Raw genomic sequence first — 15,806 nt, 5'->3', positions numbered from 1 at the left:
CTAAAGCCACTACTTCTAATTGATTTCTTCTCTCTTCTTCACGTTTCGATAACATGTTCATCCCCCGCAGAATTGTGTTATTACCCTTATTATACAAAAAAGCTTGTAGACTTTGTCTACAAGCTGAGAACCCCAATAGATGGGGTTCTGGGTTCTTTTTTTATGCTGTAATTAATGTTGATTGAACATAGTGATAAAGAAGGTTGGCTGTATGGATCAGCGAGTCTTCATGTGTTCTTTCAAAAGCATGCGAGGAGTCAATACCAGGACCGATCAGTCCATGAATGATATCGTGACCGGCTCTAATAGCTGCTGAGGCATCTGAGCCATAAAAAGGATAAATATCAAGTCGGTAATCAACCTCATTCTCTTCTGCTAATGTCGCTAAATGCTTGCGTAAACCGTAATGATAAGGCCCACTTGAATCTTTCACACAAATGGACACACTGTATTCATCCGTTGATTGACCGTCGCCGATGGCTCCCATATCGACAGCCAAATACTCCACCGTTTCTTCTGGAATATTCGAGTTTCCGCCGTATCCGATTTCTTCATTATTAGAAATTAAGAAGTGCGTCGTATGTGGCAATGTGATGTTTTCTGTTTGAATGCGGTGAATCAATTGCAGCAATAACGCCACACTTGCCTTATCATCAAGATGTCTAGATTTAATAAAGCCTGAAGATGACACTTCTACTCTAGGATCAAACGAGATAAAGTCCCCTACTTGGATTCCAAGTGCTTTGACATCGTCTGCATTTTTCACCTTTTCATCTAGACGAATCTCCATATTCTCTTGGTTTCGTTTCGCCTTTCCAGCATCCTCATATACGTGAACAGACGTTTGATGCATGAGGATTGTCCCTTTATATGTTCGTCCTGATACTGTTTCAATTTCACAATATTCTCCTTCAATTGAGTTATATTGGAAGCCCCCGATTAGTGCAAGACGAATTCGACCATTTGACTTAATTTCCTTGACCATCGCACCAAGTGTATCAACATGCGCGGTCAGCATGCGGTGTTCCCCGTCATCCGATCCTTTTATTGTGGCAATTAATCCGCCTTTTCGATTTCGCTTTGTCTCTATATTCAAATCTTGTAAAAAACATTCAACAAAACCGATTATCTTTTCTGTATTTCCTGATGGGCTTGGAATTGATACGAGCTTTTGAATGAGTTGAACCGTTTCATTTACTTCCGTTGTCATTCGACATTTCCTCCTTTGTCTGAAAGCAATTCCTTCCATGTATACCTTTTTCAGCATCTCTTCTTAAAATATATCGCTTCGGGTTTCTGATGTCTAATGTTCTAATAGAAAAAATCCTTTCTCATTGAAAGAGAAAGGATTTACTCCTTAAGCTTCGTCTTGTTTCACTTTTCTTACGTTCCAAGCAAAGTATGCTGTGGTTGCCGCCATCATGATGATGGCAACTGTTCCAAGGATTGCTGCTTGATGCCATAGATAGCTGTAATCACCGCTTGCAATGATCGTTCTAAATCCATTGATTGTATACGTCATTGGAAGCAGATTATGAATGACTTGGAAAAATTTTGGTACAAGCTCAAGCGGGAATGTACCCGCACTTGCTGCAAGCTGAAGAACCAACATAATGACAGCAATGAAGCGTCCTGGGTTCCCCATTGTTGTCGCCAGAAGCTGAATGATTGCTAAGAAGGTCAGACTGACGATGATTGCAAAGAGATAGAAGCGCCAGAGACTCTCCACCTCAAGTCCAAGTCCAAAGATAAGCATAGAGCTTGCAATCACTGCTTGTAAAATACCAACAAGTAGAAGCACACTATATTTGCTGATAAACCATTCAAACGCATTTCTTGGGTGTCCAGCAGGTTCTTTCATCGGGAATACGACGGTGAGCATGAGAGACCCTACAAAGAGTCCCATAGATAAAATATAAGGCGTGAGCCCAGTTCCATAATTATCAATCTTTTTCGCCGTATCGTTCTCTGTTTTGACTGGGCTGGCAATTTTATTGTAATTGTCCTGACCTACATCAATTTCCCCTGTTTCATCTGCGGCACTTTTCAATTTATCGGAAAGTTTTCCTGTACCGCTCTTTAAGTCTCCCAATCCTTTATCAAGCAATTTTGAGCCTTCAGCAAGCTTAGATGTGTTGCTTTGGATACTCGCTGAACCACCTTCTAGCTTATTTAACGCTGCACTAAGCTGGCTTGAACCATTTGCGAGCTTATCTGCACCACTTTTCGCTGTATCAAGCTTCCCATTTGCTGTTTGCAGTCCTTCTTGTAATTGACCTTGGCCAGTTTGAAGATTGAGTGCACCTTGATACAATTTATTTGTACCTGTTGTCATTTGATCAATGGCGTTTTGTATCGCAACTGTGGATGTGTACAGCTGTTCTGTTTTCTCTGGCAGCTGCTTTATTTGCTGTAATTGTGCTTTTGCAGAAGCAACCGCAGATTGAACTTCACTTGCGTCAGGCAGTTCCTGTAAGGCTGCTAAGCTTTGCTCAAGTCCAGATAGGTCAGGCAGTTCGATTTTAGGAAGGCTTTCAAGCTGATCCATTGCCGCCTTTTTCTCTTCATCTGTCATTGAGCTGTTTTGAATTATGCTTTTTACTTTTTCATCTCGATTAGACAGTGCTTCTTTTAAAGAAGCAAGTTTTGTATTAAACGCTTTTGCATTTTTTTTCACCTGATCTAGCTTTGACGACATCTTTTCAAGATTCGCTAAATCTGGTGAAGACAATACATTCTCTACTGCTGCAATTTTCTCTGAAAATGATTGTGCTTTATTGTTGAGTTGTTCAATGCCTGCTGTGAATTGTGGCATTTTAGAAGCAAGCTGTTGATGTCCTTCAAGGCTTGTGTTTAATCCTGCAGTCAATGTATCAATTCCTGTGCCAAGCTCTCCAAATTTCTGATCAATGGTTTGATAACCCGTTAAGAGCTGAACAAGCCCGCTGTCAAGAGATTGAATCCCTGAGTTCAGTTCCCCCATTTTTCCTGCGAACTGATGAACACCCTCACTATATGTCAACGTTCCTTCTGCCAATTGAGCCATGTTGTCTTTTAACTTTTTACTACCGTCTTTTGCGCTTTTTGTTCCGTCATCAATTTTCTTCGCACCATCGCTTGCTTGATCTAATCCTTTTGCAATGGTTTTGAAGTTATCAAGGATAACTTCTGCATAATTTTTTGTGACTTCCTTTGAAACCGAATCTTTTAATTTGATAATGGCATTATTCGCAATTTGTGACGCAGCATAGTTTGCGCCTGGATTCGTATAATATTTCAAATTCGATTTTTTCGGATGTTTGTCTAGCACTGTACTTGCATTTTTAGAGAAATCTTTTGGAATTTCTACGACAAGGTAATAGGCCTTGTTATTTAATCCATTGATGGCCTTTTTTTTACTATCGACAAAGTGCCATTTAAAATGATCATTTTTCTTTAATTCCTTCACTAAATCAGCGCCAACTTGAAGTGTTTTACCTTCATACTGACTGCCTTCATCCAAGTTCACGACCGCTACAGGTAATTGATCAACTGTACCGTATGGATCCCAGTAAGCCTTTAAAAATACACTACTATAAATCAGCGGAATAAATAAGACAGCGAAAATCGGGATCAGTAGTTCTTTGCTCGTCACAATGTCTTTCCATTGATTCCGAATTAAATTCATTGCTGTTTTCCTCCCATTGATGATTGACTAAATTTCAAATTTGGTCATTTGAACTCAAAAAAAATTACGTTGTTGCAGAAAGTCCTTTTAATACATAAAGCTCCAAAGATTCAGCTACCTCTTCTTTTGTTAAAGGCTCATATCGCTTTTCCCAATCAAAAATAAGTGCAATATATAGTTTTACCATCACAAATGCAGTCAATTCAGGATCACAAGGCTTAATGTCGCCTTTTTCAATCGCTTCATTTACTTTTGTTTTAATATAGCGAATAATCATTTGCTCCATCTTTTCAATCATTTCCTTGACAGTTGACGTGCCAATCTCAGCATTTTCCTGAAAGATTTTAATTGTAAGTTGGTGGTTTTTTCTAAATTCCAATATTGCAAAGAGTGCTAAGTGAAGGTTTTCAGAGAAACGATTCTTCTCATCAATTGCCTCGTCCGCAATTTTCTTCATCTCCAATAAAAGTGATGTAAAAATTTCATCAAACAGCTCTTCTTTGTTTTTGAAAAAGGTATAAATGGTTCCTTTACCGACGTTGGCAAGCCTCGCGACAAGATCCATAGTCGTGGCTTTATACCCGAATTGAGTAAACGCCTTTGTAGCCCCATCTAAAATCATTTGTCTCCTATCAACATTCATGATCTCACTCCTGAAATGACTATTTGAACATTTTGGTCATTAAGTACAGAATGTAATATACCACATCCCTTTCCTCAGATGCAACTACTTTGTTCACTTTTATTTATTCACATCTCTTTTCTAAACTTACCGAACATAAAAAACTCCCTTTCTATGACACAAAGGGAGTTGATATTTAGGAGAATAGATAAGATACAGCCTCTTTGATGGCGGCTTTTCCTTGATCAATACAATCAGGGATACCAACACCTTCAAAAGCAGCACCTGTGATATAAATACCAGGATATGATTGCTTAAACCTTTCACGCATGTTCGAAATCTGTTTTTGATGACCGACGTAATATTGCGGCATGCTCGTCTTCCAGCGAGTCACTGTCGTCAGTTCTGGATCTGCTTTAATATCCATTATTTTCTTCAAATCTTCCAGCACGATGCTGACGATTTGACTATCTGACTGCTCGACAATCGATTCGTCACCAGCTTTTCCTACATACGCACGCAATAGCGTTTTTCCTTTAGGTGCTGTATGCGGCCATTTTTTGTTCGTCCACGTACAGGCTGTAATGGAGAAATCACTGTTTCTTGAGATGACAAACCCTGTGCCATCATATTCATTATGAACATCCTCTTCTTTAAAACCGAGTGCAACCGTTGCAACAGAGGTCGATGTCATGTCATGCAAGTACCCAAGCCCTGCTTCTTTTGGAAACATGGAATAGAACGATTGATGGGGAGTAGTGACAATGGCTGAATCTGCAAAAAGCGTTTGACCGCTGTCTAATTGAATGCCATAGCCTCCATCTGTTTTTTCGATCTGTGTGACTTTTGTTCCTTTATAAATTGTCGTCAGCTTGAGCTTGCTTTCTACCGCTTCAACAAGCGCTTGCAGCCCTTGATTGATCGTTTGAAACTGTCCTTGCTTTTTCGCTGTCACTTGCTGCGCTTTCGCATGCTGCTGTGACTTTTTCATCCCTAGAATCAAACTGCGATGCTTTTGTTCCGTTTGATAAAATTGGGGGAATGTGGACATTAAGCTAAGACGATCTATGTCACCTGCGTAAATGCCTGATAGTAGAGGTTCGATTAAATTATCGACCACTTCATCGCCCACACGTCTCCTAAAAAATTCACCAAGCGACTGATCTTCTGTCTGCTTGCTTTTTGGCAAAACGAAATCCATCGCCGCTCTTGCTTTTCCTGCAACTGAAAAAAGACCAGTTGTAATGAAAGGACTGATTTGAGTTGGAATTCCCATGACAGCACCCTTTGGCATCGGATGGAGTGTTTCATTGACTAATACATACGCTTGTCCTGTTTCATTATTGACAAGCTGATCGGACAGACCGACATCTTTTGCTAGCTGCTGTCCGCTGACCTTCCTTTCTAAAAATGAATCGGGTCCGCGTTCAATGATGTAGCCATCTTTATATAAAGTTTGTATTTTTCCACCTAGCCTTGGACTCGCTTCAATAAGAGATATTCGGATAGGAAGGCCTTTTTCCTCGGCTTCTTTTTCCAAATAGAAGGCGGCGGCCAAACCAGTGATGCCACCGCCAATGATGACAAGGTGTTTTTGATTGTCATGCATAGGATCGCCTTCTTTTTATATGATTACTTGTTTTCGTCAAGCTTCTTTAAAACGACTGTGGCGAGCGCATCAATAAATGCTGGCTTCGCATTAGGCATTTCTGGACGATGGTAGACTGCACCTATTTCATCTGTCACGACTTTACATTCAAAATCGTTGTCATATAACACTTCAAGATGATCAGCTACAAACCCAACAGGCACATATACGAACGTTTTATAGCCTTTTTGTTCAAATAGATCTCGCGTTAAGTCTTGCACGTCTGGCCCAAGCCATGGATCAGGCGTATTCCCTTCACTTTGCCAGCCAATTTCATAATGTTCAATTTCCGCTCCCTCTGCAATCATCTTTGCAGATTGCGTGAGCTGATCAGGGTATGGGTCTCCTGCCGCAATAATTTTTTCAGGAAGGCTATGTGCAGAGACAATCAGCACTGCCGATTCTCTTTCTTCTTGACTCATGGATGCATACGTATCTTTCACTTGCTTCACCCAGTAATCCACAAACTTCGGCTCATCATACCAGCTTTCAACAGAAGTGATCTTCAGATTGCCAAGCTTATCTGCCTCATCTTGCGCACGTTTGTTATAAGATTTCACACTAAATGTGGAGAAGTGCGGCGCAAGAACAATACTCACAGCTTCTGTAATGCCATCTTGGTGCATCTTAGCAACCGCATCCTCAATAAATGGCTCAATATGTTTTAACCCAATATAGACATGAAATTCAATGTCTTCTTGGATGTTATTCAAATGATCACACAAGCCATTTGCCTGCTGTTCTGTAATTTTTGATAAAGGTGAAATACCGCCGATTGCCTTGTAACGATCCTTTAAATCTTGCAGCATCTCTGGCTCTGGCTTTCTGCCTCTACGAATATGTGTATAGTAACGGTCAATGTCTTCTTCTTTATATGGGGTGCCATAGGCCATGACAAGAAGTCCCATTTTCTTTTTCTCCACAACCAACACTCCTTCAGATCATTTGAAATAGTTTAGATGGATAGTTTTTTCTGTTTAGCAGAATAGTCGTGGATAAAATCCGTTAGCTTCTTTAACGTTTCTGGTGAAACATCAGGAAATACTCCATGACCTAAGTTAAAAATAAAGTGATCTGATTTCATCCCTTGATTCAAGATGTCTTTTACTCTTTCTTCAATTACTTCCCAAGGGGAAAGTAAGATGGTTGGATCAAGGTTTCCTTGTAACGTTTTCGTTAAACCTTCTTTTCTCGCTTCGTCTACACTCATGCGCCAATCAAGTCCAACGACATCAAGCGGCAGGTCATGCCAATCTTTCGCTAAATGACTCGCGCCAACTCCGTACATGATCATGGGCACATTTTCAGATTTAAGCTCTGTGAAAATACGCTGTATGACCGGCTTAATAAATGTTCGATAGTCTGCTGCATTTAAAGTCCCAACCCAAGAGTCGAAGATTTGAAATGCACTAACTCCTGCTTTCACCTGTGCCCGAATGTACGTGATGGTCATATCAGTTAATTTGTTCATTAACCGCATCCATGTCTCTGGATCACTGTACATGAGTGCCTTCGTTTTATGATAATTTTTAGATGGACCACCCTCAATCATATAGCTTGCCATCGTAAATGGTGCACCGGCAAAACCTATGAGCGGAACATTCAGCTGCTCCTTCGTTAAAAGCTTGATTGTCTCAAGGACATATGGCAAATCTTCTTCAGGATGAAGCTCCCCGAGACGTTCTATATCTGTTTTTGTCCGAATGGGTGAATCAATCACAGGTCCAATACCATTTTTAATTTCAACGTCCACTCCAATAGACGGGAGTGGGGTCATAATATCTTTATATAAAATAGCGGCATCTACACCATATTGTTCTACTGGAAGTCTTGTTACATAAGCACACAGCTCTGGCTGATGCGTGATTTCAAATAGCCCGTATTTTTCTTTAAGGGCACGATATTCTGGCTGCGAGCGTCCTGCCTGTCTCATGTACCAAACAGGCACATGGTCTGTTTTTTCCCCTTTGCACGCCTTTAAGAACGTGTCATTAAAAGCCTTCGTTTTTCCCATTACCTTTCATTCCACCTTTCGCCTCACACTCTCTTTGTATAAGGCTCAAACAATGCTTTCACTATACCGTTTTTTCAAGGCACGGTACACTAAAGCGGCTCAATGTTCAAAAAATCGCCGAATATTAACGTCCAAAAGCCTCTGGCTTGACATAAGAACTGCCTTCGCCTTCTTCTTTTGTCTGGGTATTGTATGGGACGACCTTATACTGCACATCTGAAAACACATTGGCATACGGCATTGTGTAACTGTTTGTGCCTGTGACCGAGTCAATCAAGGTCTCACTTCCGTTTCTCTTTTCATAAATACGATATTCAACCCGTTGATCCTCTTGCTCATCCCAAGACAGCTCCAATATAAACAATTCTTTTATTTTAAATGTATAGCGGGCTTCAAATCCTGACAACCCTTCTAAACGGATGGGTGATTGAAGTTCCTTGATTCCCTCTGGCTTATCAAATGTTTCATTCGTGATTTGGGCTATCGTTAAAATATCTTTAAACATCTGGACTGGATAATGACTGCCGCCAGTTAAATAGTGACTGTTATCGGTTTTGTCATACCCCATCCAAATCGCACCCGTTGTACTAGGAGTATAACCAGCAAACCAAGCATCTTTCGTTGCACCTTTCACACCTGAATAGGTTGTCGTTCCTGTTTTGCCCGCAAGATCTCCAGCATATGAACCGCTCTGAGCTGTCCCGCCTTTGACGACTTGCTGTAGCATTCTCGTCATATACCAAGCGTTTTGCACACTAAACACTCGCTCTTGTTTGTTCCGATTCTTCTTAACGGTTTCCCCTTCACCATTGGTGATTTTCTCAATGAAGAAGGGCTTTTTATAGACACCTTCATTTGCAAATGTATGAAAGGCTCCAGCGATCTGCAAAGGAGAGACTCCATTTTCTAAGCCGCCAAGTGCCATGGCAAGTCCTTTATCCGAAATATCAATCCCCATTTTTTCAAGATATGATTTTGAAGTGTCAATGCCAAGCTGACTTAACGTCCATACAGCAGCTGTATTTTTACTTTTCATCAGGGCATCCACCATCGTGACTTGACCTTCATACTGTCCATCGTAATTCTTTGGTAAATAGCCATCATAGTTTTTTTCTTTGTCTTCAAGCAGTGAATAAGGTCTAAACTTTTTTTCCTGCAACGCCGGACCATAAACAGCAATCGGCTTAAAAACAGACCCAGGCTGTCTCAAAGCCGTTACCCTGTTATAGCCTCTTGCCTGATAACCTCGTCCTCCAATGGCTGCTTTTACTCCTCCAGACGCGTTGTCAATAAACACGGCGCTACTTTCCGGTGAACCGCTTTTTCCCGGGAAATAACGGTTGTTTTTCATCGCATCATAGGCGACTTTTTGCAAGTTCATATCGATCGGTACAGTAATCGTATAGCCGCCTTGGAGTAACTGCTCATGTGAAATGGCATACTCTGATTCTGCTTCTTTAATGATGAGATCTACATAACTGTCCATCCACGGCGTTTCTGATTTCTTTTTTAAATGGAGACCTAGTGTTCGGCCTTTCGCTTCAATCGTCTCTGTTGACGACAAATAGCCTTGCTCATTCATTAAATTCAGTATCGTATCTCGCCTTTGTTTATTTTTATCAGGGTGCAAAACAGGCGAGTAAGTAGAAGGTGCCTTTGGCATAGCGGCAAGTGTAGCACCCTCGCTAACAGTTAAATCTTTGACATCTTTATTAAAATAATAATTGGACGCTGCCTGAATACCATAGACCCCATGGCCGAAGTAAAGCTGATTCAAATACATCTCAAGCAATTTATCTTTTGAATAATCTCTTTCTAAATTAATAGCAATAATGACTTCTTTTGTTTTTCGAAGAAAGGTTTTATCGTTTGTAAGAAAAATGTTTTTTGCGAGTTGCTGGGTAATCGTGCTACCGCCCTCTACCTTTCCTCCAGCTAATATATCTCGATAAACCGCCCTTGAAATAGATTGTGCATCAATACCATGGTGCTCGTAAAAACGCTTGTCTTCTACAGCAACAAACGCCTTTGCTACTTTATCAGGTACCTCCTTCAATGACACAGGATCTCGATTTTCTGAATACATACTTGTGAGTTCTTTTCCATTCTGATCAATGATTTTTGAGGAAGCATGAAAAACAAGCTTCTTCTCATCTATGACATAATGTCCTAAAAATAAAATGGTCAGATAGCCAATAAATGAGAGTACAAGTGTACTTCCTACAATGACTAATGGAATGATTATCTTCTTTTTTTTCAAATTAGGGCACCTCATTCCTTTATACGATTAGTATGGGATGTATTGCTTCATAATATGTTTTATGGATTGACTACCAAAGAATTATATATCATTCTTTTGTTATACTATCAAGCAGGAGGCGGTTTAGATGAATGTCTATATAACATATGGAACAGCAGACTTTTTGCACAAAATCGCAAAAAACATCAACAGGAAAATCTGCTGTATATGGTTGGGAAAGAACAAGCTGCTCTGTGTCATGAAACAGAGGGCGATACTGTCTTTAAAGCTCCTCATGCATATGATGTGATTTACGCGAAAGGCGAGCTCGTCCAATCTGGCTTCGTCACCTTAAATCATATCCCCGTAAAGCTTGAAAGCAGACCCCTTTTTGAATCCACATTCCAGAAAAAAACAAACATTTCAGAACATCAGCGTGGCTTTCAGTCACTTCGTGTCCTAAGACCCCAAAAAGATGAAGAGGTCTATCTCATTTTGACGATTTGGAAATCAGAGGAGTTATTTCAAGACTTTCAAGCATCAGAGGCATTCTTTCAGCCACACGAAGATACAGGCTCTATCTTCTCTCGTCCTGCCTATCTGACATCCTACCATGCTGCCACAGACAATTAAGGAAGTGTTGCTTGCAGCACTTCTTTTTTCATGAAAAAAGCCCATTAGCTGGGCTCTCTTCTTTTAACCGTCTTCATTTTAGCTCGTACCGATGAATAATAGGCTGAAACACATAGAAATTCAGCAATATCCACCCTAATAAGATCGGCCACTTCAACATAGGTGAAGCGCCTTTCAACTGAAGAAGCATCACCAACAGCGGAATAAAGCAGAGCATGAAAAAGCTCATCTTTGAGACAAACGTTTCCTTGATTTGGTGCTGACAGCTTGGACACATCATCATTTTCGTATGAGATAAATGAAACTTTTCGACGAAAGAAAATGCTTTTGAACAACTTGGACAGCTTCCCAACGCCACGTCCCCCCCTTTTCCAGAGTTTCCAACCTTCGACTTTTATGTAAAATGACCTTTTATGTTGAACGGAAGTCCTCTTCTGTTGAAAGATTCTAACAATTACCATACAATCAATAAAAGAGCATGAAGGAGGTTTTCGGTTCAATGACAATATCCACTTTAAAAAGCATCAATGAACGTCTTGATGAACATTATGAGGAAATGGTTGAAATTAGACGCCATCTCCATATGAATCCAGAACTTTCTTTTCAGGAAGAAGAAACCGCCGCTTTTATCTCAAACTACTATGACACATTACATATACCGACACACACTCAAGTAGGTGGTCATGGTGTCCTCGCCTTTATTGAAAGTGCTGCACCGGGGCCAACCATTGCCCTCAGAGCTGACTTTGATGCGCTTCCCATTGAGGATGAAAAGGAGGTGACTTATCGTTCGACAAAGCCTGGTGTGATGCACGCATGCGGTCACGATGGGCATACAGCGACGCTTCTTGTATTAGCGAAAATTTTACATGCGCATCGGGATCAATTAAAAGGAAAAATTGTCTTCATTCATCAGCATGCTGAAGAATATGCCCCAGGCGGTGCAAAGCCGATGATTGAAGACGGCTGTTTAAACGGAGTTGATGTCATATTTGGCACTCACCTTTGGTCGTCAGAGCCTTGTGGCACGGTTCTTTATAAAAGCGGGAACTTCATGGCCGCCGCAGACCGTTTCTCTATTCAGATCCAAGGAAAAGGCGGACACGGCGCCCAGCCTCACCTAACGAAAGATGCCGTACTCATCGGTTCACAAATTGTTGCAAGCTTGCAGCAAGTCGTCGCCCGTAAAGTCAATCCAATTGATTCTGCTGTTGTATCAGTTGGAGGTTTTGTAGCTGAAAATGCCTTTAATGTTATTGCCGATTCAGCTGTGTTAACCGGTACTGCACGATCCTTTGAAGAAAGTGCAAGACATATCATTGAACGTGAAATTGAACAGGTGGTGAAAGGGGTTTGCCACATGCATGATGCTTCCTACACATATGAATATATCCGAGGATATCCAGCTGTCCAAAACCACCCTAAACCAACTGAATACATCGCTGAAATAGCGAAACAGACTGAGGGTGTCACAGAAGTAAAAGAAGCGGAAACACAAATGGGCGGAGAAGATTTTGCTTATTACCTTCAGCATGTCCCTGGTACCTTTTTCTACACAGGAGCCATGCCAGAAAACAGCCAGGATGTATATCCACATCATCATCCGAAATTTGATATTAACGAAAAAGCAATGCCCGTCGCCGCAAAGGTACTGGCACATGCCGTCCTTTCCTACGATGAATGAAAAAATCCGCTAACGAAAGCGGCTTTTTTATTTCATTTCTTTCAACACCCTTAAGCGAAACACGTGGTTGCCAGCTCATTTCGCTCTACGATCGATCACTAAAAATGAAGTGAATGTATAACAACTACCGTGGATTTCGACCATTGTTTTTACTGCACTTGTGATGACTTAATAAAACCTGGCAGGGATTAGGCGATTCAATTGTGCTGAACTCCTTTTGAAAACCGCTCAAGCTTTGGAGGTTTTCTTAAAAAATGCGTTTGAAAAAGAATGACCTCTTTAAACAACTCCCGTTCAGCTGCATTCATCCGGTCCCCTCCTTGATGTCATCATACGTTCGCTGTCAAAAACATATCTCCACTTATCTCATCTTTTTTAATCGACTTTGTACGTAAGGTTTGAATAGGACAAGCACAAATGCCAATGAAATGAGAAGAGCAAGTCCACTTCCCTTCCATCCTCCTGCTGGCAAAAGCGCACAGCTAAGCAGAATTGATTGAATGATGAGCACATTACGGACGAGAACAAAAAAGCTTCGATCGTTTTCTTGCTTTGAGACTGGATAAAGTGACTGTAACGAAAGATGAGCAAAGTGCTTCGTTAATGGAACAAGCTGTACACCTGTGATAAATACTGTGAACAACACAAGTAAAGCGCCCACCCAATCTGCTGCACCTGTATACAGGATGATGAGCACAAACAAGACCGTTAACCTAAACACAAGTCCAATATAGTCATTTGAACGTAAAAACGCCCGCACATACATGTAAGAAAAAGTTTTACGCTGCTCGTATGGTACAAACTGCAAGAGCCAGTCCATATAAACTCTTCTCTTCACTTGCTTTTTTAAGTGAGGCACATCTGTAAATAAATTCGCCAAGCGATAAAAGCGCTGCTTCCGCTTTAATTCATCAGAAATGTGCAATTCCCATTGAAAAGGCTGTTTTTTCACTGCAATTGTTAAGTAAATAAGATAGACAGCATATAAAAGATAGAAAACGATTGTAATCGCATAGACTGACTGTAAAACGGAGTACATTAAAATCGTATTCAATAGAAAACGAAGCGCTGCATCAAGCCACCTGACATGTTTTCCTTGAAAATAAGTGATCCGCCACTGAATCGCTGTATTCAGACCCTTTACCAGAATCATTTGCGCCAAAATAAGGGCGTACAGCACCAAGTCTCCTGAAGAGACAGCCGAATAAAAAGGGAGTGCGATAATCGATACAGCAATTAAAGAAAATAGCTGAGAAATGAAGCTAAAGTTAAAGGCTTGCTTTAAATAAGGCTCCATCTTTCCTTCCAAAGGAAGCAAAAACACCAAATCTGCCTCTTTAATCAACGTTCTCACGTAAGAGCTCGTCAACACCAAAGAGAAAACAACGGCCATCAACCAATACGAAGGGAAGTGGGTTGGGATATGTTTAAGCCAACCGCTATACCAGCTCGCTCCACCTGCAAGGAGAAAAATAAGCACAATGACAAGATGATCATTGAGCATGTATTTTAAATATTTTCTTGTTTCTTGTACGTGTTCCTCTAATCGTGATTTCCAAATGGTTTGCGTTGTTTTACTCATAACTTTCTTCCTTTGTTAATTCCAAATAAAGATCATCGAGTGTTGCATCTCTCATTTTGAACTGCTCTCTTAGCTCTGTCAGTGTCCCTTTCGCTCTAATTTCCCCTTCGTGCAAAATAATAAAGGCATCACAATAACGTTCAGCTGTCGCCAAAATATGCGTTGACATCAGGACACTAGCCCCGCTTTTCTTCGCAGCATTCATACGTTCCAACAGCGCATTTATCGCAAGTGGATCAAGCCCTAAAAACGGTTCATCAATAATATACAGCTCTGGTTCTACAAGAAACGCACACATAATCATGACCTTTTGCTTCATTCCTTTGGAAAAATGAGCAGGGAACCACTTTAAACGTTTCTCCATTCGAAATTCTTTCAGCAATGATGGTAGACGTTCTTCTAATTGTTCCTTTGAAAGACCGTACGCCATCGCTGTCAGCTCTAAATGCTCTTTTAGCGTTAACTCTTCATATAAGACGGGTGTTTCTGGAATAAAGGTAAATTGCGAACGATAAGCCTCTTGATCTTCTTGAAGGGTTCGTCCATTCAGTTCAATCACACCTTTATGCGGTTTCATCAATCCGATGATATGACGAATGGTTGTACTTTTGCCCGCTCCGTTTAAGCCAATGAGACCAACGATTTGATTTCTTTCTAGTTCAAATGAAATATTTTTTAGAACGGGATTTTTCGTATATCCGCCCGTTACATCTTTTACAGTTAAAAGGGACATGAGTTCGTTCCTTTCTTTCTTTTTTCCTTTATAGTACCAAAAACGAAAGATAATTTGAAATGTTTACCTATAGTCGAGACATGAATAAAAAATGAGCGCATTGGTCATCATAATGGAATGTAGAAGAAATGAACTTGATGACCAATACGTAAATGAGGTGTTTGTTAAAGGCAAAGAACCGCATGACAAGTTGGGTTTTCGTCTAAAAACCTTAGCTCCTGTTTTGCTTCACTGATTCTTGATTTTTGTGTCCTATACAATCTTGTATTCGACAAACCAAAACGTCAAATGAGGTGTTTACGGCAGAAATAGCAGGCATATGAATTCTTTATTCGTGTAAATGGAGAATTCAAAAGGCATATCGATTGAAAGTATCAGCATTTCTTCTACAGGAGCAGGATAAGCGACCAAAGGAGTTCGTTTTATCCTGTTTCCTTTTTTGCTTCTTTTTGTGATACGATAAAGAAAAAATAATGAGGAGTGACATGGCGTGAGCGACTGCATTTTTTGCAAAATCATTGATGGAGATATTCCATGTGCAAAAGTATATGAAGACGAGCATATATTGGCTTTTCTTGATATTAGCCAAGTAACCAAAGGACATACCCTTGTTATCCCAAAAATACATAAAGAAAACATTTATGAAATGACATCAGAAGTGTCTAATCATTACTTCCAAGCCATTCCGAAAATTGCAAGAGCAATCAAACAGGAATTTGAACCAATCGGTTTAAACCTCCTTAATAACAACGGTGAAAAAGCCGGACAATCAGTGTTCCATTACCATATGCATATCATTCCACGCTACGGCAAAGGAGATGGTTTTGGAGCAGTATGGAAATCACATCAAGAGCAATACACTTCAGAGGATTTAGCAGACATTTCTTCTGCCATCCAGAAACGACTGACCTCATCTTAATAGATTTGAGGTTTTTCTTTTTCTCCCCCTTTTTCTAGGCATCCATCTCTTCCATCCATACCGTA

General features: G+C 40.5%; 12 protein-coding genes and 1 pseudogene. 3 read left to right on the top strand and 10 right to left on the bottom strand.

The genetic code is table 11. The features are described 5' to 3' along the window. Nucleotides 1-160: 160 nt before the first annotated feature. From WAX46_RS08785 to WAX46_RS08755, 7 genes are all read right to left on the bottom strand, one after another. Nucleotides 161-1,210, bottom strand: coding sequence for a M42 family metallopeptidase (locus WAX46_RS08785; RefSeq protein ID WP_226567146.1), 1,050 nt, complete (start codon nt 1,208-1,210; stop codon nt 161-163). Nucleotides 1,211-1,357: 147 nt separating this feature from the next. After that, a complete protein-coding gene (locus WAX46_RS08780; RefSeq protein ID WP_226567145.1) occupies nt 1,358-3,667 on the bottom strand; it encodes a YhgE/Pip domain-containing protein in 2,310 nt (769 codons plus the stop codon). A 64-nt stretch (nt 3,668-3,731) separates the two neighbouring features. After that, the gene (locus tag WAX46_RS08775; protein WP_226567144.1) at nt 3,732-4,310 is read right to left on the bottom strand and encodes a TetR/AcrR family transcriptional regulator; all 579 of its coding nucleotides are present in this window, start codon (nt 4,308-4,310) and stop codon (nt 3,732-3,734) included. Nucleotides 4,311-4,485: 175 nt separating this feature from the next. Beyond that, complete coding sequence (gene hemY, locus WAX46_RS08770) at nt 4,486-5,898, bottom strand: protoporphyrinogen oxidase (protein WP_336493674.1); 1,413 nt, start codon at nt 5,896-5,898, stop codon at nt 4,486-4,488. A 23-nt stretch (nt 5,899-5,921) separates the two neighbouring features. Continuing rightward, nucleotides 5,922-6,860, bottom strand: coding sequence for a ferrochelatase (gene hemH, locus WAX46_RS08765; RefSeq protein WP_336493672.1), 939 nt, complete (start codon nt 6,858-6,860; stop codon nt 5,922-5,924). A 32-nt stretch (nt 6,861-6,892) separates the two neighbouring features. Continuing rightward, nucleotides 6,893-7,951 carry a uroporphyrinogen decarboxylase gene (gene hemE / locus WAX46_RS08760; protein ID WP_336493670.1) on the bottom strand — a complete coding sequence of 353 codons (1,059 nt, stop codon included), beginning with the start codon at nt 7,949-7,951 and terminating at the stop codon, nt 6,893-6,895. A 124-nt stretch (nt 7,952-8,075) separates the two neighbouring features. After that, entirely contained in the window at nt 8,076-10,226 is a 2,151-nt protein-coding gene (locus WAX46_RS08755; RefSeq protein ID WP_336493669.1) for a transglycosylase domain-containing protein, read from the bottom strand. A gap of 112 nt (nt 10,227-10,338) precedes the next feature. Here WAX46_RS08755 and WAX46_RS08750 point away from each other — a divergent pair. Beyond that, nucleotides 10,339-10,823: pseudogene (locus WAX46_RS08750) on the top strand (antibiotic biosynthesis monooxygenase family protein). A 44-nt stretch (nt 10,824-10,867) separates the two neighbouring features. Here WAX46_RS08750 and WAX46_RS08745 read toward each other — a convergent pair. Further along, complete coding sequence (locus WAX46_RS08745) at nt 10,868-11,158, bottom strand: hypothetical protein (protein WP_226567138.1); 291 nt, start codon at nt 11,156-11,158, stop codon at nt 10,868-10,870. Between the two features lie 164 nt (nt 11,159-11,322). Between WAX46_RS08745 and WAX46_RS08740 the strand changes: the two genes are divergently transcribed. Continuing rightward, nucleotides 11,323-12,507 carry a M20 family metallopeptidase gene (locus tag WAX46_RS08740; protein ID WP_336493668.1) on the top strand — a complete coding sequence of 395 codons (1,185 nt, stop codon included), beginning with the start codon at nt 11,323-11,325 and terminating at the stop codon, nt 12,505-12,507. Nucleotides 12,508-12,868: 361 nt separating this feature from the next. On the opposite strand, the gene WAX46_RS08735 is transcribed toward WAX46_RS08740, so the two are convergent. Further along, nucleotides 12,869-14,089, bottom strand: coding sequence for an ABC transporter permease (locus WAX46_RS08735; protein ID WP_226567137.1), 1,221 nt, complete (start codon nt 14,087-14,089; stop codon nt 12,869-12,871). Then, the gene (locus WAX46_RS08730) at nt 14,082-14,822 is read right to left on the bottom strand and encodes an ABC transporter ATP-binding protein (RefSeq protein WP_226567136.1); all 741 of its coding nucleotides are present in this window, start codon (nt 14,820-14,822) and stop codon (nt 14,082-14,084) included. The genes WAX46_RS08735 and WAX46_RS08730 overlap by 8 nt, the downstream gene beginning before the upstream one ends. A gap of 490 nt (nt 14,823-15,312) precedes the next feature. On the opposite strand from WAX46_RS08730, the gene WAX46_RS08725 reads away from it, so the two are divergent. Next, nucleotides 15,313-15,741, top strand: a complete 429-nt coding sequence (locus WAX46_RS08725; protein ID WP_336493667.1) for an HIT family protein — start codon at nt 15,313-15,315, stop codon at nt 15,739-15,741. The last annotated feature ends 65 nt before the right edge of the window (nt 15,742-15,806 follow it).

This window comes from Bacillus sp. FJAT-53060 (assembly GCF_037104745.1).
Taxonomy (GTDB): domain Bacteria; phylum Bacillota; class Bacilli; order Bacillales; family Bacillaceae; genus Bacillus; species Bacillus stratosphericus_B.
Note: the sequence above shows the minus strand (reverse complement) of the source record. Positions and strands in the feature narration are given on the sequence as shown.